Genomic DNA, 26005 nt, shown 5'->3' with positions numbered 1-26005 from the left:
ACCCCGAGGGGCTAGCGTCGAGACATGTCCGACGCCGCAGTCTCCGCCCCCGTCTTCAGCACCGTCGCCGAGGGGGATCTCTCGCTCGACGACCACGAGGCCATCGCGTCGCTGCTGGCGCAGGCGTTCCCCAGCTACGACCACTGGTACCTCGGCGCCCGCAGCTGGGCGGGGATGCAGCCCGAGCGGCGCGTCATCGCCCGCGTGGACGACGTCGTCGTGGCGCACGCGGGCCTCCGCCGGCAGTTCGTCGCGGTCGGCACCACGGATCTGCTCGTGGCCGCCGTCGGCATGGTCGCCGTGTCGCCCGACGTGCAGAAGACCGGACTCGGCGCCGAGCTGCTGCGCCACGTCGACACCGCGTTGACCGACCTTCGCGTCCCCTTCGGCGTGCTCGAGACCGGTGAGGCCGTGCAGGGGTTCTACCGCTCGGCTGGCTGGCTGCCCCTCGAGCTTGACGGCCTGCCCATCACCGGGCACTTCACGGCGTTCAGCGCCGACGGCGCCGGCGTGCTCGTCACCCAGCAGGAGGGCTGGCTGGCCCGCGAGGGCACCTCCGCCCTGGCCGAGTGGCCCGAGGGTGTCCTGCACTGGAACGGCCAGATGGTCTGACCATCCCCGATCCCGCCGTGGCGGCTCCGCAGCGGAGACGGAAGGAGGCGCGGGTCCTGACGAACAGGACCCGCGCCTCCTTCAGGCACTCGGCTTCCGACTACGCGGTGACGCCGACCACGGCCGGCTCCTCGTTCGAGCCGGGAGCCTCGGGCTCGACGCCCTTGCGCACGCGGAGACCCAGGGTCGGGTCGACGTTCGTCCAGTACTCGTAGACGCGCTCGCGCAGCTCGGGGCGCGTGACCTTCGACACGTGGCCGACGATGTTGGCGACGAGACGGTCGCGCTGCTCGTCGTCCATGACCTCGCGCACCAGGGTTCCGGCCTGACCGAAGTCGTCGTCTTCGGCGTGGAGGGTCGCGGCGGAGCGCTGCAGCTCGCCGTCGCTCTCCCAGCCGCCGGTGTCACCGGCGACCTGCGGGTCGGCGTGGGCGCCGCCGAGCGAGTTCGGGGCGTAGACGGGCACTTCGGCCTTCTGGAAGTCGAAGCGCGCGGCTCCGTCCTTCGAGTAGGAGTGCACGGGCGACTTCGGTGCGTTGACGGGCAGCTGCGCGTGGTTGGTGCCCACGCGGTAGCGGTGCGCGTCGGCGTAGCTGAAGATGCGGGCGAGCAGCATCTTGTCGGGGCTCGCGGCGATCCCGGGCACGAAGTTCGAGGGCGCGAACGCGGCCTGCTCGATCTGCGCGAAGTAGTTCTCGGGGTTGCGGTTGAGCTCCATCGAGCCGACCTCGATCAGCGGGTAGTCCGCGTGCGGCCAGACCTTGGTGAGGTCGAAGGGGTTGAAGCGGTAGGTCGCGGCGTCCTCGTAGGGCATGACCTGCACGAAGAGGCTCCAGGTCGGGTACTCCTCGCGCTCGATCGCGGCCGACAGGTCGCGGATGTGGAAGTCGGCGTCTTCACCGGCGATGCGGTCGGCGTCGGCCTGCTCGAGGATCTTGATGCCCTGGTCGCTCTTGAAGTGGTACTTGACCCAGAAGCGCTCGCCCTCGGCGTTGATCCACTGGTAGGTGTGCGACCCGAAGCCGTCCATGTTGCGCCACGAGGCGGGCAGGCCGCGGTCGCCCATCAGCCAGGTGACCTGGTGAGCCGACTCGGGCGAGAGGGTCCAGAAGTCCCACTGCATGTCGTGGTCGCGCAGGTGCGTGCCGGGCAGGCGCTTCTGCGAGCGGATGAAGTCGGGGAACTTGATGCCGTCGCGGATGAAGAAGACGGGGGTGTTGTTGCCGACGAGGTCGTAGTTGCCCTCGGTCGTGTAGAACTTCAGCGAGAAGCCGCGGGGGTCGCGCCAGGTGTCGGGGCTGCCCTGCTCGCCGGCGACGGTCGAGAAGCGGGCGAGGAGCTCGGTCTCGACGCCGGGCTGGAACAGCGCGGCACGCGTGTACTTCGAGACGTCGCCGGTGGTGGTGAAGGTGCCGAAGGCGCCGCCGCCCTTGGCGTGGACGACCCGCTCGGGGACGCGCTCGCGGTTGAACTGGGCGAGCTTCTCGACCAGGTAGTGGTCGTGCAGTGCGATCGCGCCGTCGGCGCCGACGCTCTGCGAGTGCTCGTCGCTGGCGACGGGGGCTCCGGAGTTGGTGGTGGTGACGCGTTTCTCGTCGGTCATCTTGTCTTCCTGTCTGTCGATGTCGTTCAGATCGATGTGTCTGTGGGCGCGGGAGGCGCGGATCAGTCGGTCACGGGGGGATCGACCTCGAGCGGCTGGTCGAGCTCCGCCGCGCGGCATTCGGGGCAGATGCCCCAGAAGGTCACCTCGGCCGTCTGCACGAAGAAGCCCGAGTCGTTCGACGGGGCGAGGCACGGCGCGTGCCCGACGACGCAGTCGACGTCGGCTATGGCGCCGCAGGTGCTGCAGACGACGTGGTGATGGTTGTCGCCCGTGCGCAGCTCGTACAGAGCCGGAGAGCCGGCCGGCTCGATGCGCCGCACGAGCCCGACGCCCGTCAGGGCGTTCAGCACGCCGTAGACGGCCTGGAGCGAGGTGCCGGGGAGGCGCGGCGCGACCGCCGAGAAGAGGACGTCGGCCGGCGCGTGAGCACGACCCGCGAGCGCCGCGAGCACCGCGAGGCGGGGCTCGGTGATGCGCAGGCCCGCGCCGCGGAGGGCGTCTCGGGTGGCATCGTCGGCGATCGTCGTCATGGCCTCCAGTAAAGCACTCTTTTGATCTGTTCAAAAACAGGTGAGCATCACTCGGTGCGGAGACTCAGGCAGTCGGCGCCGTCACGGGCCGGGAAGAGGGGGTGACGCCCGGTCGGACGGGGGGATCCGACCGGGCGTCCTGCGGCGTCGGGCGGATCAGGAGCCCTCGGCCGGATTTCGCGGGAGGAGGCCCGATCACAAGGCCACGTTCCTCACCGCTGAACCCATCCTGCGTCCCCTTCCGATGACGACGCTGAGCGTCCACCCTCATTCCGCTGAGCATCCGCGTCCCCGTGACTCCTCCCCGCTCTCGCCGCGATCCCCACGAGGCGCTGGTCACCACGAGCCCGCGCCTCCCGCTGCCGTAGACTCGTCGCGTCCACCCGCTGACGTCTCCGCAGGAGTAAAACGTGCCCACAATCGTCGTCGAGGTCATGCCCAAGGCTGAACTGCTCGACCCCCAGGGCAAGGCCGTCGCCGGCGCCCTGGCCCGTCTCGGTCAGAAGCAGCTGACCGACGTCCGCATCGGCAAGCGCTTCGAAGTCACCGTCGAGGGCGAGGTCACCGACGCCGTCCTGGCCGACGTCCAGCGCCTGGCCGACGAGATGTTCTCGAACTCCGTCATCGAAGACGTCGTGTCGATCACCGTCGCCGACTCCGCCGACGCCCCCGCCGCCGTCTGATGCGCGTCGGCGTCGTCACCTTCCCCGGCTCCCTCGACGACCGCGACGCGCAGCGCGCGGTCCGCCTCGCGGGGGGCGAGCCCGTGGCCCTCTGGCACGGCGACCACGACCTGCAGGGGGTCGACGCGATCATCCTGCCCGGCGGCTTCAGCTACGGCGACTACCTGCGGGCCGGCGCCATCGCGTCGTTCTCGCCGATCATGACGGAGGTCGTCGACGCCGCGAACAAGGGCGTGCCCGTGCTCGGCATCTGCAACGGCTTCCAGATGCTGGCGGAGGCGCGGCTCATCCCGGGCGCGCACACCCGCAACGCGCACCAGCAGTTCATCCGTCGCGACCAGCGCCTCCGCGTCGAGAACGCCAGGACCGACTGGACGAACGGCTTCACCGAGGGGCAGGAGATCACGATCCCCCTCAAGAACGCCGACGGCCGCTTCATCGCCGACGCCGAGACCATCAGGCGCATCGAGGGCGAGGGGCAGGTCGCCTTCCGGTACCTCGGCGTGAACCCCAACGGATCGATGGACGACATCGCCGGCGTCACGAACGAGCGCGGCAACGTGGTCGGCCTCATGCCGCACCCCGAGCACGCCACCGAGCCGGGATTCGGCCCCGACACCCCCGAAGCGATGTCGAGCGGCATCGACGGTCTCACCTTCTTCACGTCCGTCATCGAGAGGGCCCTGGCCAGATGAGCATCGACAACAAGCCCGCCGAGCAGATCGACGTCCGACCCGAGGGACACGCGCCCGACACCGTGGCCAACGCGGCGGCCACGCCCGACAGAGAGCAGCCGTACGGCGCCCTCGGGCTCAAGGCCGACGAGTACGCATCGATCCGCGAGATCCTCGGCCGCCGCCCCACGAGCGGCGAGCTGGCCATGTACTCGGTCATGTGGAGCGAGCACTGCTCGTACAAGTCGAGCAAGATCTACCTCCGGCAGTTCGGCCAGAAGGTCACTCCGGCCATGAAGAAGAACCTCATGGTCGGCATGGGCGAGAACGCCGGCGTCGTCGACGTCGGCGGCGGCTGGGCGGTGACCTTCAAGGTCGAGTCGCACAACCACCCGAGCTACATCGAGCCGTTCCAGGGCGCCGCGACCGGCGTCGGCGGGATCGTCCGCGACATCATCTCGATGGGCGCCCGTCCCGTGGCCGTGATGGATCAGCTCCGTTTCGGAGCCATCGACGCACCCGACACGGCCCGTGTGGTCGACGGCGTCGTCGGCGGCATCAGCTTCTATGCCAACTGCCTCGGACTGCCGAACATCGGCGGCGAGACCTACTTCGACCCGGTGTACCAGGGCAACCCGCTCGTCAACGCCCTCTCGGTCGGCGTCCTCCGGCATGAAGACCTCCACCTCGCGAACGCCCGCGGCGTCGGCAACAAGGTCGTCCTCTTCGGAGCACGCACCGGCGGCGACGGCATCGGCGGTGCTTCGATCCTCGCGTCCGACACGTTCTCGTCGGGCGGCCCGACCAAGCGCCCCGCCGTCCAGGTCGGCGACCCCTTCGCCGAGAAGGTGCTCATCGAGTGCTGCCTCGAGCTGTTCCGCGACGAGCTCGTCGAAGGCATCCAAGATCTCGGAGCGGCCGGCATCAGCTGCGCCACGTCCGAACTGGCCTCCAACGGCGACGGCGGCATGTTCATCGAACTCGACAAGGTGCTGCTGCGCGACCCGTCGCTCACCGCCGAGGAGATCCTCATGAGCGAGAGCCAGGAGCGCATGATGGCCGTCGTCGAACCGTCGAAGCTCGACGCGTTCCTCGCCGTCACGGCGAAGTGGGACGTCGAGACCAGCGTGCTCGGCGAGGTCACCGACACCGGGCGCCTCGTCATCGACTGGCACGGCGAGGAGATCGTCAACGTCGAGCCCCGCACGGTCGCCGTCGACGGCCCCGTGTACGAGCGCCCCGTCGCCTACCCGACCTGGATCGACGCCCTGCAGGCCGACACGGCGTCGTCGCTCCCCCGGCCGACGGGCAACAGCGTGCTCCGTGAGCAGTTCCTCGAGCTGCTCGGCTCAGCCAACCTGTCGGACAAGAGCTGGATCACGAACCAGTACGACACCTACGTGCTCGGCAACACCGCGCTGAGCTTCCCCGACGACGGCGGCATGATCCGCGTCGACGAAGAGAGCGGACTCGGCTTCGCGATCGCGACCGACGCCAACGGCCGCTACTGCCAGCTCGACCCGAAGCAGGGCGCGCGTCTCGCGCTGGCCGAGGCGTACCGCAACGTCGCCGTCACGGGCGCCGTCCCCGCGGCAGTCACGGACTGCCTCAACTTCGGCAGCCCGGAGAACCCCGAGGTCATGTGGCAGTTCTCGCAGACCGTCGAGGGCCTCGCCGACGGCTGCCTCGAACTCGAGATCCCGGTCACGGGCGGCAACGTCTCGTTCTACAACCAGACCGGCACCGTGCCGATCCACCCCACGCCGGTCGTGGGCGTGCTCGGCGTCATCCAGGATGTCGCGAAGCGCGTCCCGTCCGGCTGGCAGGACGAGGGCGACAACATCTACCTGCTCGGCACCACGGCCCTCGAGCTCGACGGCTCGGCCTGGGCGGGCGTCATCCACGACCACCTCGGCGGTCGTCCGCCGGCCGTCGACCTCGACGCCGAGAAGCAGCTCGCGCAGCTGCTCGCCGCCGGGGCCGACCAGTCGCTGCTCGCCGCCGCGCACGACCTCAGTGACGGAGGCCTCGCGCAGGCCCTCGCCGAGTCGGTCATGCGCTTCGGCGTCGGCGCCCGCGTCTGGCTCGGCGAGCTGCTCGAGCGCGATGGCATCGACACGGCCACGGCGCTCTTCAGCGAGTCCACCGGCCGCGTCATCGTCTCGGTGCCCCGAGAGGACGACGTGCGCTTCCGAGGTCTCTGCGAGGGTCGCGGCTACCCCGTCGCCCGGATCGGCGTGACCGACGCGGCGTCCGAGTCTCTCGAGATCCAGGACGTCTTCACGGTCTCGATCGACGAGCTGCGCAGCACCCACCGCGCCACCCTTCCGAAGCGCTTCGGGGCCACGATCCCCCAGTAAGCACTCCCCGCTGCACGACCGACGCCCTCGCCCCTCGGTGAGGGCGTTCGTCGTCGGTCCGGGCGTCTGCTCGGCGGGCCTTGCCCCATGGGTGGGCAGAAGACGCCCCCAGCACCCCACGAAGGGCCACACCTGACCACCCTCGCCGCGCCACCCAGGCTCGCCCCCGCCAGGGCGCCCTGTGTGATCTCCGCACGAGCGGGCGCGCCGGGCCCGTGAACAGAAGAGCCCCGACCTTCACGGCCGGGGCTCTTCTCGAAGCTGGGGTACCTGGACTCGAACCAAGAACAACTGAACCAGAATCAGTCGTGTTGCCAATTACACCATACCCCAATGATGACGAGCGTCAGCCCTACATCACGTGGTTCAAACTCGAACCGAGAACCTACTGTACAGCATCCCCGAGGCCTCGCGCGACACCGATGAGGTCGCGGTTGACGGTGGCCGCCACCAGCGCCCCCGAGCCCGCGGCGACGATGAGCTGCTGCGGCCCGGGAGCCGTCGACTCGCCTGCAGCGTACAGACCGGCGACCGAGGTGCGCCCGTGAGCGTCGACCACGAGCAGGCCGTCGTCGTCGAGCTCGGCACCGGTCTCGGCGACGTACTCGAGAGCCCCCGACCAGGCCGGCCGGACGAAGCCGCCGGACCGTTCGACCCGGGTCCCGTCATCGAGCACCACCGCGCGCATGCCCTCGCGATCGGCGTCGATCGACGCGACACGACGCCGCTCGACGGAGATGCCGCGCGAGACGAGGTCAGCCTCCTCGGCGGCAGTGACGACATCGGCGCCGTTCGTGAAGACCACCAGATCGCCGGACCACTGCGTCAGCAGGTGCGCCCGCTCGGCGAGGTCGGGATGCTCGCCGATGACCGCGAGAGGCTGGTCGCGCTTGTCGTAGCCGTCGCACTCGATGCAGCTGTGGATGAACGTGCCGTAGAACGCCTTGAGCCCGTCGATCTCGGGAAGGGTCTCGTGAAGACCCGTCGCGACGACGACGACTCCGGCCGTGGCACTGCTCTCCCGCCCGCGGAACTCGCACGAGATCTCGAAGCCGCCCTCGACTACGGCGACGGACGTCGCCATCGTCATCCGGTGCTCGGCCCCCTCGTACCCCAGGAACTCGTCTCGACCGAGCTTGCGCAGCTCGAGCGGCGAGATGCCGTCCCGGGTCATGAACCCGTGCGACAGGAGGGTCGCCGAGTTGCGCGGCCGGTTGCCGTCGACGAGGAGCACGCGCCTCCGCGCTCGGACGAGATTGAGCGCCGCGCTGAGCCCCGCCGGCCCCCCGCCGATCACGGCGACGTCGTAGTCGATGGTCATCAGCGCGCCAGCAGCCTCTCGAGGCGCGCCATCGTCGACTGCCGTCCGAGGATCTCCATCGACTCGAACAACGGCGGGCTGACCCTGCGACCGGACAACGCGACACGCAACGGCCCGAACGCCACTCGCGGCTTCAACCCGAGCCCCTCCACGAGGGCGCCCTTGAGCGCCTCCTGGATCTCGGGATGCGTCCAGGACTCCAGCGCGGCGAGAGCAGCCGAGGAGGTGCGCAGCACGTTCTCGTACCCGTGCGGCAACGAGGCGATCGCGTCGTCCTCGTAGGCCAGCTCGTCATCGCTCGTGAACAGGAACGACAGCATCCCACGGGCTTCGCCCAGCAGCGTCATGCGTTCCTGGACGAGCGGAGCCGCCTCGGCGAGGATGCGACGCTCCGACTCGCTCGGCGGGTTCGCGACGACGCCCTCGAGGTACGGCAGAAGCCGTTCGACGAAGTCGTCGGCCGGCAGGAGGCGGATGTGGTCGCCGTTGATCGACTCCGCCTTCTTGAGGTCGAACCGAGCAGGGTTGGGATTCACATCGATGACATCGAAGGCCGCCACCATCTCATCGATCGAGAAGACGTCTCGGTCGTGCGTGAGAGACCAGCCGAGGAGCGCCAGGTAGTTGACCAGTCCCTCGTGCACGAAGCCGCGATCACGGTGATGGAAGAGATTCGCCTGCGGGTCGCGCTTCGAGAGCTTCTTGTTGCCTTCGCCCATGACATAGGGCAGGTGTCCGAATCGGGGCACGAACGTGGTGATGCCGAGTTCGACGAGCGCCTCGTACAAGGCGATCTGCCGCGGAGTGGAGGACAGGAGGTCCTCGCCACGGAGAACATGGGTGATGCCCATCAGAGCGTCGTCGAGGGGATTGACGAACGTGTAGAGCGGGACGCCGTTGGGACGCACGACCACGAAGTCCGTGAAGGATCCAGCCGGGAAGGTGATCTCGCCCCGCACCAGGTCATCGAAGCTGAGGTCCCGATCCGGAACGCGGAGCCGCAGCGCAGGCTGCCGCCCCTCGGCCCGGTAAGCCGCCCGATCCTCGTCGGTCAGGTCGCGCTCGAAGTTGTCGTAGCCCTGCTTGGGATCGCGGCCGTTCGCGACGTTCCGCGCCTCGATCTCCTCGCCTGTCGCGAAGCTCTCGTAGAGGAGCCCGCGCTCGAGGAGCTGATCGATCACGCCCCGGTAGATATCGTGGCGCTGCGACTGACGGTACGGCCCGTGGGGACCACCGACATCGACACCCTCGTCCCAGTCGATCTTGAGCCACCGGAGACCATCGAGGATCTGTTCGTAGCTCTCTTCGCTGTCTCGAGCGGCGTCCGTGTCTTCGATGCGGAAGACGAGCTTGCCGCCCGTGTGACGCGCATACGCCCAGTTGAAGAGCGCGGTGCGGATGAGGCCCACGTGGGGCGTACCGGTGGGCGAGGGGCAGAACCGGACGCGCACATCAGTGCCGGTCGCGGTGGAGAAGGGAGCAGACATCGAGCATGATCTTACCGCTCCGCGTCGGGGACCAGGAGGCGCGTTAAACGCAGAAAGGCCCCTTCCGAGGAAGGGGCCCATCTGGTGTTACTAAAAGGAGTCCGGCGGTGTCCTACTCTCCCACAAGGTCCCCCTTGCAGTACCATCGGCGCTGAGAGTCTTAGCTTCCGGGTTCGGAATGTGACCGGGCGTTTCCCTCTCGCTATGGCCGCCGAAACATTTACCACACACCAACAACAGTTGATGGTGAAGTCTGTTTCAGACCATGCACCCACCACCACCCCGAAAGGTGANGGCCCCTTCCGAGGAAGGGGCCCATCTGGTGTTACTAAAAGGAGTCCGGCGGTGTCCTACTCTCCCACAAGGTCCCCCTTGCAGTACCATCGGCGCTGAGAGTCTTAGCTTCCGGGTTCGGAATGTGACCGGGCGTTCCCCTCTCGCTATGGCCGCCGAAACATTTACCACACACCAACAACAGTTGATGGTGAAGTCTGTTTCAGACCATGCACCCACCACCACCCCGAAAGGTGACAGCAGACGACTGTCTGTTCATTTGTTCCCGACCGTATTTCGGGAACCACATAGTGGACGCGAGCAATCTTTCCCCCACCTCTACAGGGAGGGAGTGTTGTCAAGTTATCGGCTTATTAGTACCGGTCAGCTCCATGGGTCGTTAGTCCCCACTTCCACATCCGGCCTATCAACCCAGTAGTCTAGCTGGGAGCCTCTCACCCCGAAGGGTATGGAAATCTCATCTCGAAGCCGGCTTCCCGCTTAGATGCTTTCAGCGGTTATCCGTTCCGAACGTAGCTAATCAGCGGTGCTCTTGGCAGAACAACTGACACACCAGAGGTTCGTCCATCCCGGTCCTCTCGTACTAGGGATAGATCTTCTCAAATTTCCTACGCGCGCAGCGGATAGGGACCGAACTGTCTCACGACGTTCTAAACCCAGCTCGCGTACCGCTTTAATGGGCGAACAGCCCAACCCTTGGGACCTACTCCAGCCCCAGGATGCGACGAGCCGACATCGAGGTGCCAAACCATGCCGTCGATATGGACTCTTGGGCAAGATCAGCCTGTTATCCCCGAGGTACCTTTTATCCGTTGAGCGACAGCGCTTCCACAAGCCACTGCCGGATCACTAGTCCCGACTTTCGTCCCTGCTCGACTTGTCAGTCTCACAGTCAAGCTCCCTTGTGCACTTACACTCGACACCTGATTGCCAACCAGGTTGAGGGAACCTTTGGGCGCCTCCGTTACTTTTTGGGAGGCAACCGCCCCAGTTAAACTACCCACCAGGCACTGTCCCAGAACCGGATCACGGTTCGTAGTTAGATATCCAAAGTGACCAGAGTGGTATTTCAACAATGACTCCACCTGAACTAGCGTCCAAGCTTCACAGTCTCCCACCTATCCTACACAAGCCACTCCGAACACCAATACCAAGCTGTAGTAAAGGTCACGGGGTCTTTCCGTCCTGCTGCGCGTAACGAGCATCTTTACTCGTAGTGCAATTTCGCCGAGTTCGCGGTTGAGACAGCTGGGAAGTCGTTACGCCATTCGTGCAGGTCGGAACTTACCCGACAAGGAATTTCGCTACCTTAGGATGGTTATAGTTACCACCGCCGTTTACTGGGGCTTAAATTCTGAGCTTCGCTTGCGCTAACCCTTCCTCTTAACCTTCCAGCACCGGGCAGGCGTCAGTCCGTATACATCGTCTTGCGACTTAGCACGGACCTGTGTTTTTAGTAAACAGTCGCTTCCCACTGGTCTCTGCGGCCTTTCCCGCTCCGGGAGTAAATCCCATCACGGTTCCGGCCCCCCTTCTCCCGAAGTTACGGGGGCATTTTGCCGAGTTCCTTAACCACGATTCTCTCGATCTCCTTGGTATTCTCTACCTGACCACCTGAGTCGGTTTGGGGTACGGGCGGCTTGAACCTCACGTCGATGCTTTTCTCGGCAGCATAGGATCACTGATTTCCCCCATACGGGGTACGCATCGGATCTCAGGCGCATTGACGACGGATTTGCCTATCGTCAGCCCTACATCCTTACACCAGGTTCACCTTACGGATACCATCGCCTGGCTCAGCTACCTTCCTGCGTCACACCTGTTAATACGTTAACCGCACCAGCATGGGGTCGAGCGTTAGACCGGCCGGCATCACCCCGAAGGGATCCACTCAGCCGGGTTAGGACTCTTAGCACCACTGGATTAGCTTGGGCGGTTCTTCGCCGGTACGGGAATATCAACCCGTTGTCCATCGACTACGCCTGTCGGCCTCGCCTTAGGTCCCGACTTACCCAGGGCGGATTAACCTGGCCCTGGAACCCTTGGTCTTTCGGAGGACGGGTTTCTCACCCGTCTTTCGCTACTCATGCCTGCATTCTCACTCGTGTGGCCTCCACGGCTGGTTTACACCGCCGCTTCACTGGCCACACGACGCTCTCCTACCACTCCGTACGACTGAACCACGAAGGCTTGTCTATAATACGAAATCTACAACTTCGGTGGTGTGCTTGAGCCCCGTTACATTGTCGGCGCGGAATCACTTGACCAGTGAGCTATTACGCACTCTTTCAAGGGTGGCTGCTTCTAAGCCAACCTCCTGGTTGTCTATGCAACTCCACATCCTTTCCCACTTAGCACACGCTTAGGGACCTTAGTTGGTAGTCTGGGTTGTTTCCCTCTCGACGATGAAGCTTATCCCCCACCGTCTCACTGCTGCGCTCTCACTTACCGGCATTCGGAGTTTGGCTGACGTCAGTAAGCTTTTGGGCCCCATCGGCCATCCAGTAGCTCTACCTCCGGCAAGAAACACGCAACGCTGCACCTAAATGCATTTCGGAGAGAACCAGCTATCACGAAGTTTGATTGGCCTTTCACCCCTATCCACAGCTCATCCCCTCCATTTTCAACTGAAGTGGGTTCGGTCCTCCACGACGTCTTACCGTCGCTTCAACCTGGCCATGGATAGATCACTTCGCTTCGGGTCTAGGACATGCGACTGGATCGCCCTATTAAGACTCGCTTTCGCTACGGCTACCCCACACGGGTTAACCTCGCCACATATCGCTAACTCGCAGGCTCATTCTTCAAAAGGCACGCTGTCACCCCTACAAGGAGGCTCCAACGGTTTGTAAGCAAACGGTTTCAGGTACTATTTCACTCCCCTCCCGGGGTACTTTTCACCTTTCCCTCACGGTACTTGTCCGCTATCGGTCATCTGGGAGTATTTAGGCTTATCAGGTGGTCCTGACAGATTCACACGGGATTTCTCGGGCCCCGTGCTACTTGGGATCCCCATTCAGCCAGCGCCAGCATTTCGGCTACGGGGTTCGCACCCTCTATGACCAGCCATTCAAAGCTGTTCGCCTATACTGCGCTGTAACTGCTCCTGTCCGGCAGAACAGGACAACGGGTCCCACAACCCCGACCATGCAACGACCGCCGTCTATCACACATGACCGGTTTAGCCTCTTCCGATTTCGCTCGCCACTACTGACGGAATCACTTTTGTTTTCTCTTCCTGTGGGTACTGAGATGTTTCACTTCCCCACGTTCCCTCTACCCGCCCTATATATTCAGGCGGGAGTCACCAGGTCAAAATGCCTGGCGGGGTTTCCCCATTCGGAAATCCTCGGATCAGGGCTCGATTATCAGCTCCCCGAGGCTTATCGCAGATTTCTACGTCCTTCTTCGGCTCCAGATGCCAAGGCATCCACCGTTTGCTCTTAGAAACTTGACCACAAAGTTGCCACCGACCGAAGCCGGCAGCTCAGTGTTATCTCATTCGCCAACCACACCCCCGAAGGAGCGGGTTGGTCTAAGAAATTGCACTTAGTATCACAAACAACCACCCAACCCGAAGGCCAGATACCGTTTGCGACTAAGATGCTCGCGTCCACTGTGTAGTTCTCAAAATACGGGCGGGTCCCATACTCACCCTGCGAATAATGCAGGACTCATATGGCCCAGAGGAGTTCAACCCCCCACACCGAAGCGCAGGGAAGTTTGGTCCCTCAGGACCCAACAGCGTGCACACTCCCCACCTCGAACACCCTCACGTTCCAAACACCCGAAGATGTCGTACTGATGCTGATGCCCTCAACGAAGAGCCATTGTCAATGTTCCACCCATGAGCGCCAGACGAAGACATTCGCTTCGAAACTGACTTGACCAGATAATCCCTGTGTAAACAGCAGGGCTGGTACATGCTCCTTAGAAAGGAGGTGATCCAGCCGCACCTTCCGGTACGGCTACCTTGTTACGACTTAGTCCTAATCACCAATCCCACCTTCGACAGCTCCATCCCACAAGGGGTTAGGCCACTGGCTTCGGGTGTTACCGACTTTCATGACTTGACGGGCGGTGTGTACAAGGCCCGGGAACGTATTCACCGCAGCGTTGCTGATCTGCGATTACTAGCGACTCCGACTTCATGAGGTCGAGTTGCAGACCTCAATCCGAACTGAGACCGGCTTTTTGGGATTCGCTCCACCTTACGGTATCGCAGCCCTTTGTACCGGCCATTGTAGCATGCGTGAAGCCCAAGACATAAGGGGCATGATGATTTGACGTCATCCCCACCTTCCTCCGAGTTGACCCCGGCAGTCTCCTATGAGTTCCCACCATTACGTGCTGGCAACATAGAACGAGGGTTGCGCTCGTTGCGGGACTTAACCCAACATCTCACGACACGAGCTGACGACAACCATGCACCACCTGTATACCGACCTTGCGGGGCGACCATCTCTGGACGTTTCCGGTATATGTCAAGCCTTGGTAAGGTTCTTCGCGTTGCATCGAATTAATCCGCATGCTCCGCCGCTTGTGCGGGCCCCCGTCAATTCCTTTGAGTTTTAGCCTTGCGGCCGTACTCCCCAGGCGGGGAACTTAATGCGTTAGCTGCGACACGGAGACCGTGGAATGGCCCCCACATCTAGTTCCCAACGTTTACGGCATGGACTACCAGGGTATCTAATCCTGTTCGCTCCCCATGCTTTCGCTCCTCAGCGTCAGTTACGGCCCAGAGATCTGCCTTCGCCATCGGTGTTCCTCCTGATATCTGCGCATTCCACCGCTACACCAGGAATTCCAATCTCCCCTACCGCACTCTAGTCTGCCCGTACCCACTGCAGGCTGGGGGTTGAGCCCCCAGATTTCACAGCAGACGCGACAAACCGCCTACGAGCTCTTTACGCCCAATAATTCCGGACAACGCTTGCACCCTACGTATTACCGCGGCTGCTGGCACGTAGTTAGCCGGTGCTTTTTCTGCAGGTACCGTCACTTTCGCTTCTTCCCTACTAAAAGAGGTTTACAACCCGAAGGCCGTCATCCCTCACGCGGCGTTGCTGCATCAGGCTTTCGCCCATTGTGCAATATTCCCCACTGCTGCCTCCCGTAGGAGTCTGGGCCGTGTCTCAGTCCCAGTGTGGCCGGTCACCCTCTCAGGCCGGCTACCCGTCGTCGCCTTGGTGAGCCATTACCTCACCAACTAGCTGATAGGCCGCGAGTCCATCCTTGACCGAAATTCTTTCCAACTCCTAGCCATGCGGCTGAAGCTCGTATCCGGTATTAGACGCCGTTTCCAGCGCTTATCCCAGAGTCAAGGGCAGGTTACTCACGTGTTACTCACCCGTTCGCCACTAATCCCTGGAGCAAGCTCCAGTTCATCGTTCGACTTGCATGTGTTAAGCACGCCGCCAGCGTTCGTCCTGAGCCAGGATCAAACTCTCCGTAAAAGAAAAAACAGTCCAACCGGAATAGGCCGGAACTGCTGAATTTGATGCTGACCAAAGAACAAAACAATCTGACGATTGTTGTTGTCCATCAATCTCAAAGAAACCTAAACACCACTCACAACCCCACCGAACGGTGAAGCCACAAGCAATGCCAGGGTATAATTTGGCATTTGACAATGTGCACGCTGTTGAGTTCTCAAGGACCAAACGCACCCGAAACCCGACCCTATAAAGGCCCTCGTCCGAGGCAGCTGTGAAACCTTAGCACCAGAAATCACTCTGTAAAACCGGTGACAATCACTCCGAAGAGCAGCTCCCGAAGAAGCATCCGTTCCGATTGGAACGAGTCACGAACCTACATCATGTTTCCCAGTGTTGCAACTTGCTTGGTCCGAGGCCGTAATCGGCAACTCGAGGACTTGGAAGTCGGTCCCGCTTGAGGCCGGAGGAGCTTCGCTCCGCCGCACCTTTGGGGTGACAAGAAAGAACACTACACGGACATCCGCCCACACGTCCAAACCTCCACGCATCCCGGGCGTGTCGCACCCAAAAAGCCCGAAAACAAGCCGATCGGCCCCCACNAAAGAACACTACACGGACATCCGCCCACACGTCCAAACCTCCACGCATCCCGGGCGTGTCGCACCCAAAAAGCCCGAAAACAAGCCGATCGGCCCCCACGCAGCCACACACGGCCGAGGAGGGGCACGTGGACACGACGACGCGCACCTTCGAAAAGGGGCTGTTCGGGCGTCCCCCTCCCCCGCAGACGACGAGGCCCGCGCCCCCGGAAGGGACACGGGCCTCGATCGACTCGGGTTCGGTGCTCAGTCGCGCAGGGTCACACCGGCGAGGGTCTTCTTCCCCCGGCGGAGGATGGCGACGCCGCCGGCGAGCAGCGACCCCGAGATCGGGGCATCGCCCTCGGTCACCCGCTCGTTGTTCAGGTACACCCCGCCCTCGCTCGCCGCACGTCGCGCGGCACCGAGCGATGAGACCAGACCGGTCTCCACCAGGGCCTGCGCGACGGTCGCCCCATGGTCGATCTCCGCACTCGGCAGTTCGGCCAACGCGCTGCGGAGGGTGACGCCGTCGAGTGCGGCGAGGTCGCCGTTCCCGAAGAGCGCGGCCGCGGCGTCGATCGCCGAGCGGGCGGCGGCCTCGCCGTGGACCAGCCGGGTGACCTCCCACGCCAGGGTCCGCTGCGCCTCCCGGGCGAACGGACGCTCCGCCACGACCGCCTCGAGTCGTTCGATCTCGGCTCGATCGAGGAACGTGAAGACCTTCAGGCGCGGGATCACATCGGCGTCGTCGGTGTTGAGCCAGAACTGGTACATCGCGTAGGGGCTCGTCAGGTCGGCGTCGAGCCAGACCGCGTTGCCCTCGCTCTTCCCGAACTTGGTGCCGTCGCTGTTCGTGATGAGGGGCGTGCCGATCGCGTGGACGGCGACCCCCTCGGTGCGACGGATGAGCTCGGTGCCGCTGGTCAGGTTGCCCCACTGATCGCTGCCGCCGGTCTGCAGCACGCAGTCGTACTCGCGGTACAGCTGACGGAAGTCGAGACCCTGGAGGATCTGGTAGCTGAACTCGGTGTAGCTGATGCCGGCGTCGCTGCTGAGTCGGGCGCTCACGGCGTCCTTCTTCAACATGGTGTTGACACGGAAGTTCTTCCCGATGTCGCGGAGGAACTCGATCGCGCTGAGCGGAGCGGTCCAGTCCAGGTTGTTGACGACCCGCAGACCGTTCTCGCCCTCGGGGGCCAGGAACTTCTCGACGTGCGCGCGGATGCTCTCGACCCACTCGGCGGTCTGCTCGGGTGTCTTGAGCACGCGTTCGGCGGTCGGACGCGGATCGCCGATGAGACCCGTCGACCCCCCGACGAGACCGAGCGGACGGTGACCGGCCAGCTGCAGACGACGCATGGTCAGCAGCTGCACGAGGTTGCCCAGGTGCAGACTCGGCGCGGTCGGGTCGAAGCCGCAGTAGTACGTGATCGGCGGACCGGCGAGGAGGGTCTTCAGGGCATCGGCGTCGGTCGAGACGTGGACGAGACCACGCCAGACGAGCTCGCTCCACACGTCGTCGAACGACGGATCGTTGCGCTGGCCGGCCAGGACGTCGGCGGTCGATTCACTGGTCACCCGAGAACGCTACCAGCGTCGGAGGCTGGCCTCGCCCGACGGACGGCCGCACGATAGGCCGAGACCGTGGCGTCGCCCGCGATCCAGAACCTCCAGGGGTAGCGGTCGCCGCCCGCCTCCCCCGAGACGCCGACCCTCGGACCGGTCTCGATCGCCGGTGCCGGTCCGGGACGCACGTCGAGCGACAGCCGTCCGATTCCGAGACGGGTGCCGTCGTCGGCGAGGTCGATGCCGAGGGCCGACCCGAGCCTCCCGGGCCCCCTCGCCAGGTCGACGTCCCCGCGCGAGGTCGGTCGTCGCGCGCGCGCCGTCTCGACGCCCTCGACCACCTCCCCCGCGCGGAGCAGCAGGCCCGAGGCCTCGCCCTCCGGGCCGCAGACCAGGTTGACGCAGCGATGGATCCCGTACGAGAGGTACACGTAGACCGTGCCGCCGGGTCCGAACATGCTGGCGTTCCGTGCGGTCCTGCCTCGATGCGCATGCGACCCCGGGTCACCCGCCGTGCCGAGATACGCCTCGACCTCGGTCACCCGGACGGCGACCCCGCCCACCCGGACGACGGATCCGAGGAGGCGCGGTGCCACCTCGAGGGCCGCTCCCGACATCAGTCGGGTCGCCTCGTCGGGCGGGGTCGACGTCATGGGCCTAGAAGAAGTCCTGGCCCGTGGTCACCACGATGACCACGACGGCCACCAGGACGACGACGCTCACCGCGACGACGACGGGCAGGAGCCAGGCCCGTCGCCGCGGCGGCTCGGGAGGGCGGCGATCGCTCACGACGCCCTCGGGTCGAGTTCGCGGGCGAGCCCGGCGACCCTCGCGGTGAGCGCCTCGAGCTGCTCGGCCACCCGCTCGGGAGCCGTGCCGCCGGCACCGCGTCGGCTCGCGATGGAGCCCTCGACGGTCAGGACCGGTCGGATCTCGGCCGTCAGATGCGGTGACACCGAGGCGTACTGCTCGTCGGTCGGCTCGTGGAGCTCGAGCCCGTGCTCCTCGCAGAACCGGACGAGCTCGCCGCTGATCTCGTGAGCGTCGCGGAAGCTCACCCCCTGACGGACGAGCCACTCCGCGACATCGGTGGCCAACGAGAACCCCTGGGGCGCCAGCTCGGCCATCCGCTGCTCGTCGAACTGGAGCGTGGCCACGAGTCCCGTGAAGGCGGGCAGCAGCACCTCGAGCTGGGTGACCGAGTCGAAGACGGGCTCCTTGTCCTCCTGCAGATCGCGGTTGTACGCCAGAGGGAGACCCTTCAGCGTCGCCAGGAGTCCCGTCAGATTGCCGATGAGGCGACCCGACTTGCCCCGCGCGAGCTCAGCGATGTCCGGGTTCTTCTTCTGCGGCATGATCGACGACCCGGTCGAGAACGCGTCGTGCAGCCGGACGAAGCCGAACTCCCGCGTCGACCAGAGGATGATCTCCTCCGAGAGCCTCGAGAGGTCGATGCCGATCGACGCCGCCACGAAGGCGAACTCGGCCACGACATCGCGACTGGCCGTCGCGTCGATCGAGTTCTCGGTCGTGCGGTCGAACCCGAGGTCGCGGGCCACCTGCACGGGGTCGAGGCCGAGGGAGCTCCCGGCCAGGGCGCCGGCCCCGTAGGGCGAGGCCGATGCCCGGTGCGACCAGTCGCGGAGACGCTCGAGGTCGCGGACGAGCGGCCACGCGTGCGCCAGCAGATGGTGGGCGAGGAGGACGGGTTGGGCGTGCTGGAGGTGCGTGCGTCCGGGCATGACGGCCGTCGGATGCGCGCTCGCCTGCGCGGCGATCGCATCGACCAGGTCGACGACGAGACGCGCGATCGACACGGCGTGGTCGCGGAGGTACAGCCGCACGAGGGTGGCGATCTGGTCGTTGCGGCTGCGCCCGGCGCGGAGCTTGCCGCCGAGCTCGACGCCCGCGATGCCGATGAGGCCCCGTTCGAGCGCCGAGTGGACGTCCTCATCGCTGTCCGCCGCGACGAAGGTCCCCTCGGCCACGTCGGACTCGAGTCGATCGAGCCCCCCGAGCATCGACGTGAGCTCGTCGGCGGTGAGGTAGCCGGCAGAGGCCAGAGCCCGCGCGTGCGCCCGTGACCCGGCGATGTCGTACGGCGCCAGCTGCCAATCGAACTGGGTCGACCTGCTCAACGCCGTGAGCTCGGCCGACGGCCCGGAGGCGAAGCGGCCGCCCCAGAGGGCGCCCGCCTCGCCCGCGCGCTGGTTCGACGTCGTGTCGTCCGCCACTACTGCTGCGCCAGGTCGCGGCGCGCCGAGATCTTGCTCGGCAGCGACCAGATCTCGATGAACCCCTTCGACAGGGACTGGTCGAAGGTGTCGCCGGTGTCGTAGGTGGCGAGATCGAAGTCGTAGAGGCTCGAGTCGCTCTTCTGCCCGGTCACCACGGCACGACCGCCCTGCAGCTTCAGGCGGATGTCGCCCGAGACGTAGCGCTGGGTGTCGTCGATGAAGACGTCGAGCGAGCGCTTGAGACCCGAGAACCACAGACCGTCGTAGACGAGGTTCGACCATTCGGCCTCGACGCCGCGCTTGTAGCGACCGAGGTCGCGCTCGATGGTGAGGGCCTCGAGCGCCTCGTGCGCCTGGATGAGGGCGATCGCGCCGGGCGCCTCGTAGACCTCGCGGCTCTTGATCCCGACGAGGCGATCCTCGACGACGTCGATGCGACCGACGCCGTGGGCGCCGGCGAGCTCGTTCATCTTCTCGACGATGCCGAGCGGCGTGTACGCCACGCCGTCGATCGCGACGGGGACGCCCGCCTCGAAGGTAACGACGACCTCGTCCGCCGGCTTGATGACCGAAGGGTCCTGGGTGTACTCGTACAGATCTTCGATCGGCGGGTTCCAGGGGTCCTCGAGGAATCCGGTCTCGACGGCGCGACCCCAGACGTTCTTGTCGATCGAGTACGGGTTGGCCGCGCTCTGGCGGATCGGCAGATTGTGCTGCTCGGCGTAGACGATCGCCTTGTCGCGCGTCAGGGCGAGGTCGCGCACCGGGGCGATGCTCGTGAGGTCGGGAGCGAGCGCCGCGACGGCCGCCTCGAAGCGGACCTGGTCGTTGCCCTTGCCGGTGCAGCCGTGGGCGACGCTGTCGGCGCCGAGCTCCTTCGCCACGCGGGCGAGGTGGCGGGCGATCAACGGACGGCTCAGCGCGCTGACCAGAGGGTAGGTCTTCTGGTACATGGCGTTCGCCTTGAGCGCGGGCATCAGGTAGTCGCGCCCGAACTCCTCCTTGGCGTCGACGACGACCGACTCGACGGCGCCGCAGTCGAGGGCACGCTGACGGATGTCGTCCATGTCCTCCCCGCCCTGTCCGACGTCGACGGCCAGAGCCACGACCTCCTTGCCCGTGGCGTCGGCGAGCCAGCCGATGCCGACAGAGGTGTCCAGGCCTCCCGAGTATGCGAGGACGACGCGTTCCGTCATGGTTCTCCTTGGTTCGTTGTGGGGTGTGCGGGGCCGGTGGCCCGGCCGAGACCGGGCCACCGGGTCGTTCTGGAGCGGTCGCCGAGCGACCGCGGCCCGTCGAGGGCTAGTGCTCGAGCAGCCAGGTGAGCAGAGCCTTCTGGGCGTGGACGCGGTTCTCCGCTTCGTCCCAGATGACGCTGGTCGGGCCGTCGATGACCTCGGTCTCGACCTCGTAGCCGCGGTCGGCGGGGAGGCAGTGCAGGAAGATCGCATCGTCGTCGGCCTCGGCCATGAGGGCCCGGTCGACCTTGAAGTCGCCGAAGACGGCGACCCGCGCCTCCTTCTCGTCCTCCTTGCCCATCGAGACCCAGGTGTCGGTGACGACGACGTCGGCACCGGCGACCGCCTCGTGCACGTCGGCGGTGACCTGCACGGAGCCGCCCGTGCCGATCGCGATGCGCTCGGCGTCGCGGACGACGGCCTCGTCGGGCTGGAACCCCTCGGGTGCTCCGATCCGGACGTGCATGCCGGCCGTGGCGCCGGCGAGGAGGTACGACTGGCCCATGTTGCAGCGACCGTCGCCGACGAAGGCGACCGTCAGCCCGGCGAGCGCACCCTTCTTCTCGCGGATCGTCTGCAGATCGGCGAGGAGCTGGCAGGGGTGGAAGTCGTCGCTGAGCGCGTTGACGACCGGGACGGTCGTGCCGGCGGCCATCTCTTCGAGACCGGACTGGGCGTAGGTGCGCCACACGATGGCCGACACCATGCGCTCGAGGACCCGCGCCGTGTCGGACGGAGTCTCCTTGCCGCCCAGCTGGCTGTTGGCCGTCGCGATGATCAGCGGGCTGCCCCCGAGATCGGCGATGCCCACCGCGAACGAGACCCGGGTCCGGGTGGACGACTTGTCGAAGATCACGGCGACCGTCTGCGGGCCCTCGAGGGGGCGACGGGACCACCGATCGGCCTTGAGCTCGTCGGCGAGGTCGAGGACCTCGATGAGCTCGGCGGGGCTGAGGTCGTCGTCGCGGAGGAAGTGGCGGGTCATGCGAGACCTTTCAGGACGGAGGCGAAGAGGGCGACGAACTCGTCGACCTCGGCGTCACCCACGATGAGGGGCGGTGCCAGACGGATGCTCGAATCGTTCGGCGCGTTGATGATGAGACCGGCGTCGAGCGCCGCCGCCGCGAGCTGCGCGGCGACGGGCTGGGTCAGACCCAGCCCGATCAGCAGCCCGCGCCCACGGATCTCGCCGATCAGCGGCGAGTCGAGTGCGGTCAGAGCGGCGCGGAGTCGGTCGCCCTGCACCACCGCGTTGACGATGAGCCCCGAGTCCTCGATCTCGCGGAGCACCGCATCGGCTGCCGCCGTCGCCAGCGGGTTGCCGCCGAAGGTCGTCCCGTGCTGCCCCGCCTCGAACAGCGCCGACGCGGCGCCGAACGTGACCAGCGCCCCGATGGGCACACCGCCCGCGATGCCCTTCGCGATCGTGATCGCGTCGGGGACGACGTCGAACTGCTGGAACGCGAACCACGAGCCCGTGCGACCGACGCCGGTCTGGATCTCGTCGAGGATGAGAAGGGCGCCATGCCGGGTGGAGAGCTCGCGAGCCCTCTCGAGGAAGCCCTCGGGCAGGTCGAGGACTCCGGCCTCGCCCTTGATGGGCTCGATGAAGATCGCGGCGACGTGGTCGTCGAAGGCCGCCTCGAGCGCCTCGACGGTGGTGTCGATGTGCTCGACCCCGGGGACCATGGGCTCGAAGGGCTCGCGCAGGGCGGGCTTGCCGGTCAGGGCCAGCGACCCCATCGTCCGGCCGTGGAACGAGCTCTGCAACGCGAGGATGCGGGTCTTCGACCCGTCGCCGCGATTCAGACGAGCGAGCTTGAAGGCGGCCTCGTTCGCCTCGGCGCCGCTGTTGCCGAAGAACACGCGACCGGCGTCGCCGGCCCCCGTGATCCGCTTGAGCCGTTCGGCCAGCTCGAGCTGCGGCTCGGTGGCGAAGTAGTTCGACACGTGGATGATCGACGCGGCCTGCCTCGACAGCGCCTCGACGAGGACCGGATGCGCGTGGCCGAGCGCGTTGACGGCGATCCCGGCCAGGAAGTCGAGATAGCGCTTGCCGTCCACGTCGAACACCTGGCAGCCCTCGCCGTGCGAGAGCATCACCTTCGGAGTGGACAGCGAGCCCATCAACGAGTCGCCGAATCGGCGCTGCCAGGTACCGCCTTGGGTCTGGATCATGGTCACGACTGTCCTTCCTTCTCGGCACCGTCGTCGACGGTGGTGGTGTTCATGGAGGTGACGACGGGGGCGCCGTACGACGCCGCCCGGTCGTCGGGGATGACCTCGGTGCCCGACCCGCGCTGGGTGAAGACCTCGAGGAGGATCGAATGCGGGATGCGCCCGTCGATGATGGTCGCTCCCCCGACGCCGCCGACGACCGACTCGAGGCACGCGGTCATCTTCGGGATCATGCCCGATTCGAGCGACGGCAGGAGGTCGGTGAGGGCGGACACGGTGATGGCCGCGACGAGGGACTCGCGGTTCGGCCAGTCGCTGTACAGCCCGGGCACGTCGGTCAGCATGACGAGCTTCGCGGCGCCGAGGGCGATCGCCAGGGCGCCGGCCGCGGCGTCGGCGTTGACGTTCAGCGCCGACTCGGGGTTCGCCTCGTTCGTGGCGATGGACGACACGACGGGGATCCGCCCCGCCGCGATCTCGTCGAGCACGGCGGTCGGATCGACCTCGGTGATGTCGCCGACGTGACCGAGATCGAAGGTCTCGCCGTCGATGACGACTCCGCGGCGGCGGCCCTCGAAGAGCGTGCTGTCGTCGCCGGAGACCCCACGCGCCAGATCGCCGTGCTCGTTGATCAGCTCGACGATCTCGCGGTTGACCTCACCGGCCAGCACGTCGCGGACGACCGAGATCGCCTCGGTGCTGGTGTAGCGGTAGCCCCCGCGGAACTCGCTCGGGATGCCGGCGGCGGCCAGAGCGGCGGAGATCTGCGGCCCACCGCCGTGCACGACGACCGGGAACAGCCCCGCGTAGCGGAGATAGACCATGTCTTCCGCGAAAGCGCGCTTCAGCGCATCGTCCACCATGGCGTTGCCGCCGAACTTGACGACGACGACCGTGCCCGAGAATCGCTTCACCCACGGGAGGGACTCGATGAGGGTGGCGGCCTTGACGGCGGCGAGCTCCTGCTCGTCGCTGTGCACCACGTCAGGGGTCGCCATCAGCTGGAGTACGCGCTGTTCTCGTGCACGTAGTCGTGCGTGAGGTCGTTCGTGAGGATCGTCGCCTCGGCGTCGCCCGACTTGAGGTCGACGAGCACGTGCACGGCCCTCGGCGTCAGATCGACGCCCTCGCTCGGCTCGTCGGGCGCACCCAAGTGGCAGACGCGGACGCCGTTCATGGAGACGTCGACGTCGTACGGGTCGAAGGCGGCGGACGTCGTGCCGATAGCCGCCAGGACTCGACCCCAGTTGGGATCGTTGCCGAACACGGCGGCCTTGAACAGGTTGTTGCGCGCGATCGACCGGCCGACCTCGACGGCGTCGTCGTCGCTCGCGGCTCCGACGATCTCGATGCGGATGTCGTGCGACGCGCCCTCGGCGTCGGCCTGGAGCTGCTCGGCCAGGTCGGCGCAGAGCTCGGTGACGGCCGCGCGGAAGGCCTCGGGCTCGGGTTCGACGCCGGACTCTCCGCTCGCGAGGAGCACCACCGTGTCGTTCGTCGACATGCAGCCGTCGGAGTCGAGACGGTCGAAGGTCACCCTCGTGGCGGCGCGCAGCGCGTCGTCGAGACCAGCGGAGGTCACATCGGCGTCGGTCGTCAGGACGACGAGCATGGTCGCCAACCCCGGCGCCAGCATGCCGGCTCCCTTGGCCATGCCGCCGACGACCCAGCCGTCGCCGGTGACGACCGACTGCTTGGGCGTGGTGTCGGTGGTCATGATCGCGGTCGCCGCGGCGAGTCCCCCGTCGTCGGACAACGCGCCCGCCGCAGCGATCGAGCCCGAGAGCACCTTGTCGCGGAAGATCTGGTCGCCGACCCCGATGAGGCCGGTGGAGCACACCACGACGTCGCCCGCCGACACCCCGAGCGCCCCGGCCACGGTCTCGGCCGTGGCATGGGTCGTCTGGAAGCCGAACGCCCCGGTGAAGCAGTTCGCGCCTCCGGAATTGAGGACGACGGCCTCGGCGATCCCATCGCCCATCACCTGCTGAGACCAGAGGACGGGGTGGGCCTTCGCCCGATTGCTCGTGAAGACCGCGGCCGCGTTCTTGCGCCGCCCGCGGTTCACGACGAGGGCCACATCGGGACGTCCACTCGTCTTGAGGCCGGCGGTCACCCCGGCTGCGACGAACCCCTGGGCTGCGGTGACGCTCACGGCGCGACTCCGTTCACGATCAGGCCCGCGGTCTCGGGGAGACCGAGGGCGATGTTGGCGGACTGCACGGCCGCTCCGGCCGTGCCCTTCGCCAGGTTGTCGATCGCGCTGACGACGACGAGCCGATCGGCGTCGACGTCGACCGCCAGACCGATCAGGGCCGTGTTGGCGCCGACCGTGTCGGCCGTCCGCGGGAACTGGCCCGCGGGCAGGAGGTGCACGAAGGGTTCGTCGGCGTAGGCGATCTCGTACGCCGCGCGCACGTCGCTCTCGCTCACGCCGGGAGACAACGTGGCCGTCGAGGTCGCCAGGATGCCGCGCGACATCGGTACGAGGACCGGGGTGAACGAGATGCTCACCTCGGTCGCGCCGGCGAGCCGGAGGTTCTGGCGGATCTCGGGGACGTGACGGTGCGTGCCGCCGACGCCGTACGCGGACGCCGAGCCCATGATCTCGCTCGCGAGCAGATGCGGCTTGAGCGCCTTGCCCGCGCCGGACGGCGCGACCGCGAGCACGGACACGATGTCGGTGGTCTCGATCAGCCCGGCCCTCACGGCCGGGGCGAGCGCGAGGGTGATGGCGGTGACGTTGCAGCCGGGTGCGGCGATGCGTCGTCCGCCCACGAGAGCCTCCCGCTGCCGCGTCCCGTCGGCGTGCACGAGCTCGGGCAGACCGTAGGCCCACGCCCCGAAGAACTCGGTGCCGTAGAAGCGGGCCCAGTCGGCCTCGTCGGTCAGTCGGTGGTCGGCGCCGCAGTCGACGACCAGCGTGTCGCTCGGCAGGTCGGCCGTGATCGCACCCGACTTGCCGTGCGGCAGGGCCAGGAAGACGACGTCGTGACCGGCGAGATTCTCGGCCGTCGTCTCGTCGAGCGTCAGATGCGCCAGAGAGCGCAGCTGCGGTTGCAGCGCGATGAGGGGCTGGCCGGCGTTCTGGAACGCGGTGACGGTGCGCACCTCGAAGTCTGGATGCGCGGCGAGGAGCCGCAGCAGCTCGCCGCCGGCGTAGCCGCTGGCGCCGGCGACGGCAACGGAATGAGGCATGG

General features: G+C 66.2%; 18 protein-coding genes, 1 tRNA gene and 4 rRNA genes. 4 read left to right on the top strand and 19 right to left on the bottom strand.

Annotation, left to right across the window (positions count from 1 at the left end; translation table 11 throughout):
• Window positions 1-24 precede the first annotated feature (24 nt).
• Window positions 25-612 carry a GNAT family N-acetyltransferase gene (locus ASF17_RS02810; protein ID WP_055795009.1) on the top strand — a complete coding sequence of 196 codons (588 nt, stop codon included), beginning with the start codon at window positions 25-27 and terminating at the stop codon, window positions 610-612.
• Window positions 613-712: 100 nt separating this feature from the next.
• Here ASF17_RS02810 and ASF17_RS02805 read toward each other — a convergent pair whose 3' ends face one another.
• Together ASF17_RS02805 and ASF17_RS02800 are read right to left on the bottom strand one after the other, a co-directional pair.
• Window positions 713-2215, bottom strand: a complete 1503-nt coding sequence (locus ASF17_RS02805; protein WP_055795007.1) for a catalase — start codon at window positions 2213-2215, stop codon at window positions 713-715.
• Between the two features lie 62 nt (window positions 2216-2277).
• Window positions 2278-2748, bottom strand: coding sequence for a Fur family transcriptional regulator (locus tag ASF17_RS02800; protein ID WP_055795004.1), 471 nt, complete (start codon window positions 2746-2748; stop codon window positions 2278-2280).
• Between the two features lie 410 nt (window positions 2749-3158).
• Between ASF17_RS02800 and purS the strand changes: the two genes are divergently transcribed.
• Genes purS through purL form a run of 3 tightly spaced genes read left to right on the top strand, consistent with a single transcriptional unit; the run spans window position 3159 to window position 6465 of the window.
• Entirely contained in the window at window positions 3159-3431 is a 273-nt protein-coding gene (purS, locus tag ASF17_RS02795; RefSeq protein WP_055795001.1) for a phosphoribosylformylglycinamidine synthase subunit PurS, read from the top strand.
• Entirely contained in the window at window positions 3431-4126 is a 696-nt protein-coding gene (purQ, locus tag ASF17_RS02790) for a phosphoribosylformylglycinamidine synthase subunit PurQ (protein ID WP_055794998.1), read from the top strand. Before purS ends, purQ begins: the two co-directional genes overlap by 1 nt.
• Window positions 4123-6465 carry a phosphoribosylformylglycinamidine synthase subunit PurL gene (gene purL / locus ASF17_RS02785; protein ID WP_055794996.1) on the top strand — a complete coding sequence of 781 codons (2343 nt, stop codon included), beginning with the start codon at window positions 4123-4125 and terminating at the stop codon, window positions 6463-6465. The genes purQ and purL overlap by 4 nt, the downstream gene beginning before the upstream one ends.
• 261 nt (window positions 6466-6726) lie before the next feature.
• Here purL and ASF17_RS02780 read toward each other — a convergent pair.
• From ASF17_RS02780 to argC, 17 genes are all read right to left on the bottom strand, one after another.
• A tRNA-Gln gene (locus ASF17_RS02780) sits at window positions 6727-6798 on the bottom strand.
• 52 nt (window positions 6799-6850) lie between these two features.
• On the bottom strand, window positions 6851-7786 hold the full coding sequence (locus ASF17_RS02775) for an NAD(P)/FAD-dependent oxidoreductase (protein ID WP_055794993.1): 936 nt from the start codon (window positions 7784-7786) through the stop codon (window positions 6851-6853).
• On the bottom strand, window positions 7786-9273 hold the full coding sequence (gene gltX / locus ASF17_RS02770) for a glutamate--tRNA ligase (protein WP_055794990.1): 1488 nt from the start codon (window positions 9271-9273) through the stop codon (window positions 7786-7788). Before gltX ends, ASF17_RS02775 begins: the two co-directional genes overlap by 1 nt.
• 99 nt (window positions 9274-9372) lie before the next feature.
• A 5S ribosomal RNA gene (rrf, locus tag ASF17_RS02765) occupies window positions 9373-9489 on the bottom strand.
• A 121-nt stretch (window positions 9490-9610) separates the two neighbouring features.
• Window positions 9611-9727, bottom strand: a 5S ribosomal RNA gene (gene rrf, locus ASF17_RS02760).
• A 173-nt stretch (window positions 9728-9900) separates the two neighbouring features.
• A 23S ribosomal RNA gene (locus tag ASF17_RS02755) occupies window positions 9901-13024 on the bottom strand.
• A gap of 477 nt (window positions 13025-13501) precedes the next feature.
• A 16S ribosomal RNA gene (locus ASF17_RS02750) occupies window positions 13502-15023 on the bottom strand.
• The 16S, 23S and 5S rRNA genes sit together here, the layout of an rRNA operon.
• Before the next feature lie 827 nt (window positions 15024-15850).
• Window positions 15851-17164 (bottom strand): tyrosine--tRNA ligase, encoded by a 1314-nt coding sequence (gene tyrS / locus ASF17_RS02745; RefSeq protein WP_055794985.1) that lies wholly within the window; start codon window positions 17162-17164, stop codon window positions 15851-15853.
• Window positions 17161-17805, bottom strand: a complete 645-nt coding sequence (locus ASF17_RS02740; protein WP_055794983.1) for a DNA-3-methyladenine glycosylase — start codon at window positions 17803-17805, stop codon at window positions 17161-17163. Before ASF17_RS02740 ends, tyrS begins: the two co-directional genes overlap by 4 nt.
• Window positions 17806-17809: 4 nt before the next feature.
• Window positions 17810-17941, bottom strand: a complete 132-nt coding sequence (locus tag ASF17_RS16065; RefSeq protein WP_255354993.1) for a hypothetical protein — start codon at window positions 17939-17941, stop codon at window positions 17810-17812.
• Window positions 17938-19386, bottom strand: coding sequence for an argininosuccinate lyase (argH, locus tag ASF17_RS02735; protein WP_055794980.1), 1449 nt, complete (start codon window positions 19384-19386; stop codon window positions 17938-17940). Before argH ends, ASF17_RS16065 begins: the two co-directional genes overlap by 4 nt.
• Window positions 19386-20585, bottom strand: coding sequence for an argininosuccinate synthase (locus ASF17_RS02730; RefSeq protein WP_055794977.1), 1200 nt, complete (start codon window positions 20583-20585; stop codon window positions 19386-19388). The genes argH and ASF17_RS02730 overlap by 1 nt, the downstream gene beginning before the upstream one ends.
• Before the next feature lie 106 nt (window positions 20586-20691).
• A complete protein-coding gene (gene argF, locus ASF17_RS02725) occupies window positions 20692-21612 on the bottom strand; it encodes an ornithine carbamoyltransferase (RefSeq protein ID WP_055794974.1) in 921 nt (306 codons plus the stop codon).
• Window positions 21609-22805, bottom strand: a complete 1197-nt coding sequence (locus ASF17_RS02720) for an acetylornithine transaminase (protein WP_055794972.1) — start codon at window positions 22803-22805, stop codon at window positions 21609-21611. The genes argF and ASF17_RS02720 overlap by 4 nt, the downstream gene beginning before the upstream one ends.
• 2 nt (window positions 22806-22807) lie before the next feature.
• Window positions 22808-23803, bottom strand: coding sequence for an acetylglutamate kinase (gene argB / locus ASF17_RS02715; RefSeq protein WP_082474984.1), 996 nt, complete (start codon window positions 23801-23803; stop codon window positions 22808-22810).
• Window positions 23803-24960, bottom strand: coding sequence for a bifunctional glutamate N-acetyltransferase/amino-acid acetyltransferase ArgJ (argJ, locus tag ASF17_RS02710; RefSeq protein WP_055794969.1), 1158 nt, complete (start codon window positions 24958-24960; stop codon window positions 23803-23805). The genes argB and argJ overlap by 1 nt, the downstream gene beginning before the upstream one ends.
• Window positions 24957-26003: an N-acetyl-gamma-glutamyl-phosphate reductase gene (argC, locus tag ASF17_RS02705; RefSeq protein ID WP_055794966.1), complete on the bottom strand. Its 1047-nt coding sequence runs from the start codon at window positions 26001-26003 to the stop codon at window positions 24957-24959. Before argC ends, argJ begins: the two co-directional genes overlap by 4 nt.
• Window positions 26004-26005 lie beyond the last annotated feature (2 nt).

Source organism: Frigoribacterium sp. Leaf263 (assembly GCF_001422285.1).
Classification (GTDB): Bacteria; Actinomycetota; Actinomycetes; order Actinomycetales; family Microbacteriaceae; genus Frigoribacterium.
Note: the sequence above shows the minus strand (reverse complement) of the source record. Positions and strands in the feature narration are given on the sequence as shown.

What these genes read in the sequence shown, in the direction of transcription:
- ASF17_RS02740 (WP_055794983.1), bottom strand. Translation starts at nt 17,805, where the DNA reads ATGACGTCGACCCCGCCCGACGAGGCGACCCGACTGATGTCGGGAGCG.
- argC (WP_055794966.1), bottom strand. Translation starts at nt 26,003, where the DNA reads ATGCCTCATTCCGTTGCCGTCGCCGGCGCCAGCGGCTACGCCGGCGGC.
- purL (WP_055794996.1), top strand. Translation starts at nt 4,123, where the DNA reads ATGAGCATCGACAACAAGCCCGCCGAGCAGATCGACGTCCGACCCGAG.
- ASF17_RS02730 (WP_055794977.1), bottom strand. Translation starts at nt 20,585, where the DNA reads ATGACGGAACGCGTCGTCCTCGCATACTCGGGAGGCCTGGACACCTCT.
- argB (WP_082474984.1), bottom strand. Translation starts at nt 23,803, where the DNA reads ATGGCGACCCCTGACGTGGTGCACAGCGACGAGCAGGAGCTCGCCGCC.
- ASF17_RS02775 (WP_055794993.1), bottom strand. Translation starts at nt 7,786, where the DNA reads ATGACCATCGACTACGACGTCGCCGTGATCGGCGGGGGGCCGGCGGGG.
- ASF17_RS02800 (WP_055795004.1), bottom strand. Translation starts at nt 2,748, where the DNA reads ATGACGACGATCGCCGACGATGCCACCCGAGACGCCCTCCGCGGCGCG.
- gltX (WP_055794990.1), bottom strand. Translation starts at nt 9,273, where the DNA reads ATGTCTGCTCCCTTCTCCACCGCGACCGGCACTGATGTGCGCGTCCGG.
- purQ (WP_055794998.1), top strand. Translation starts at nt 3,431, where the DNA reads ATGCGCGTCGGCGTCGTCACCTTCCCCGGCTCCCTCGACGACCGCGAC.
- ASF17_RS02810 (WP_055795009.1), top strand. Translation starts at nt 25, where the DNA reads ATGTCCGACGCCGCAGTCTCCGCCCCCGTCTTCAGCACCGTCGCCGAG.
- argF (WP_055794974.1), bottom strand. Translation starts at nt 21,612, where the DNA reads ATGACCCGCCACTTCCTCCGCGACGACGACCTCAGCCCCGCCGAGCTC.
- ASF17_RS02805 (WP_055795007.1), bottom strand. Translation starts at nt 2,215, where the DNA reads ATGACCGACGAGAAACGCGTCACCACCACCAACTCCGGAGCCCCCGTC.
- ASF17_RS02720 (WP_055794972.1), bottom strand. Translation starts at nt 22,805, where the DNA reads ATGATCCAGACCCAAGGCGGTACCTGGCAGCGCCGATTCGGCGACTCG.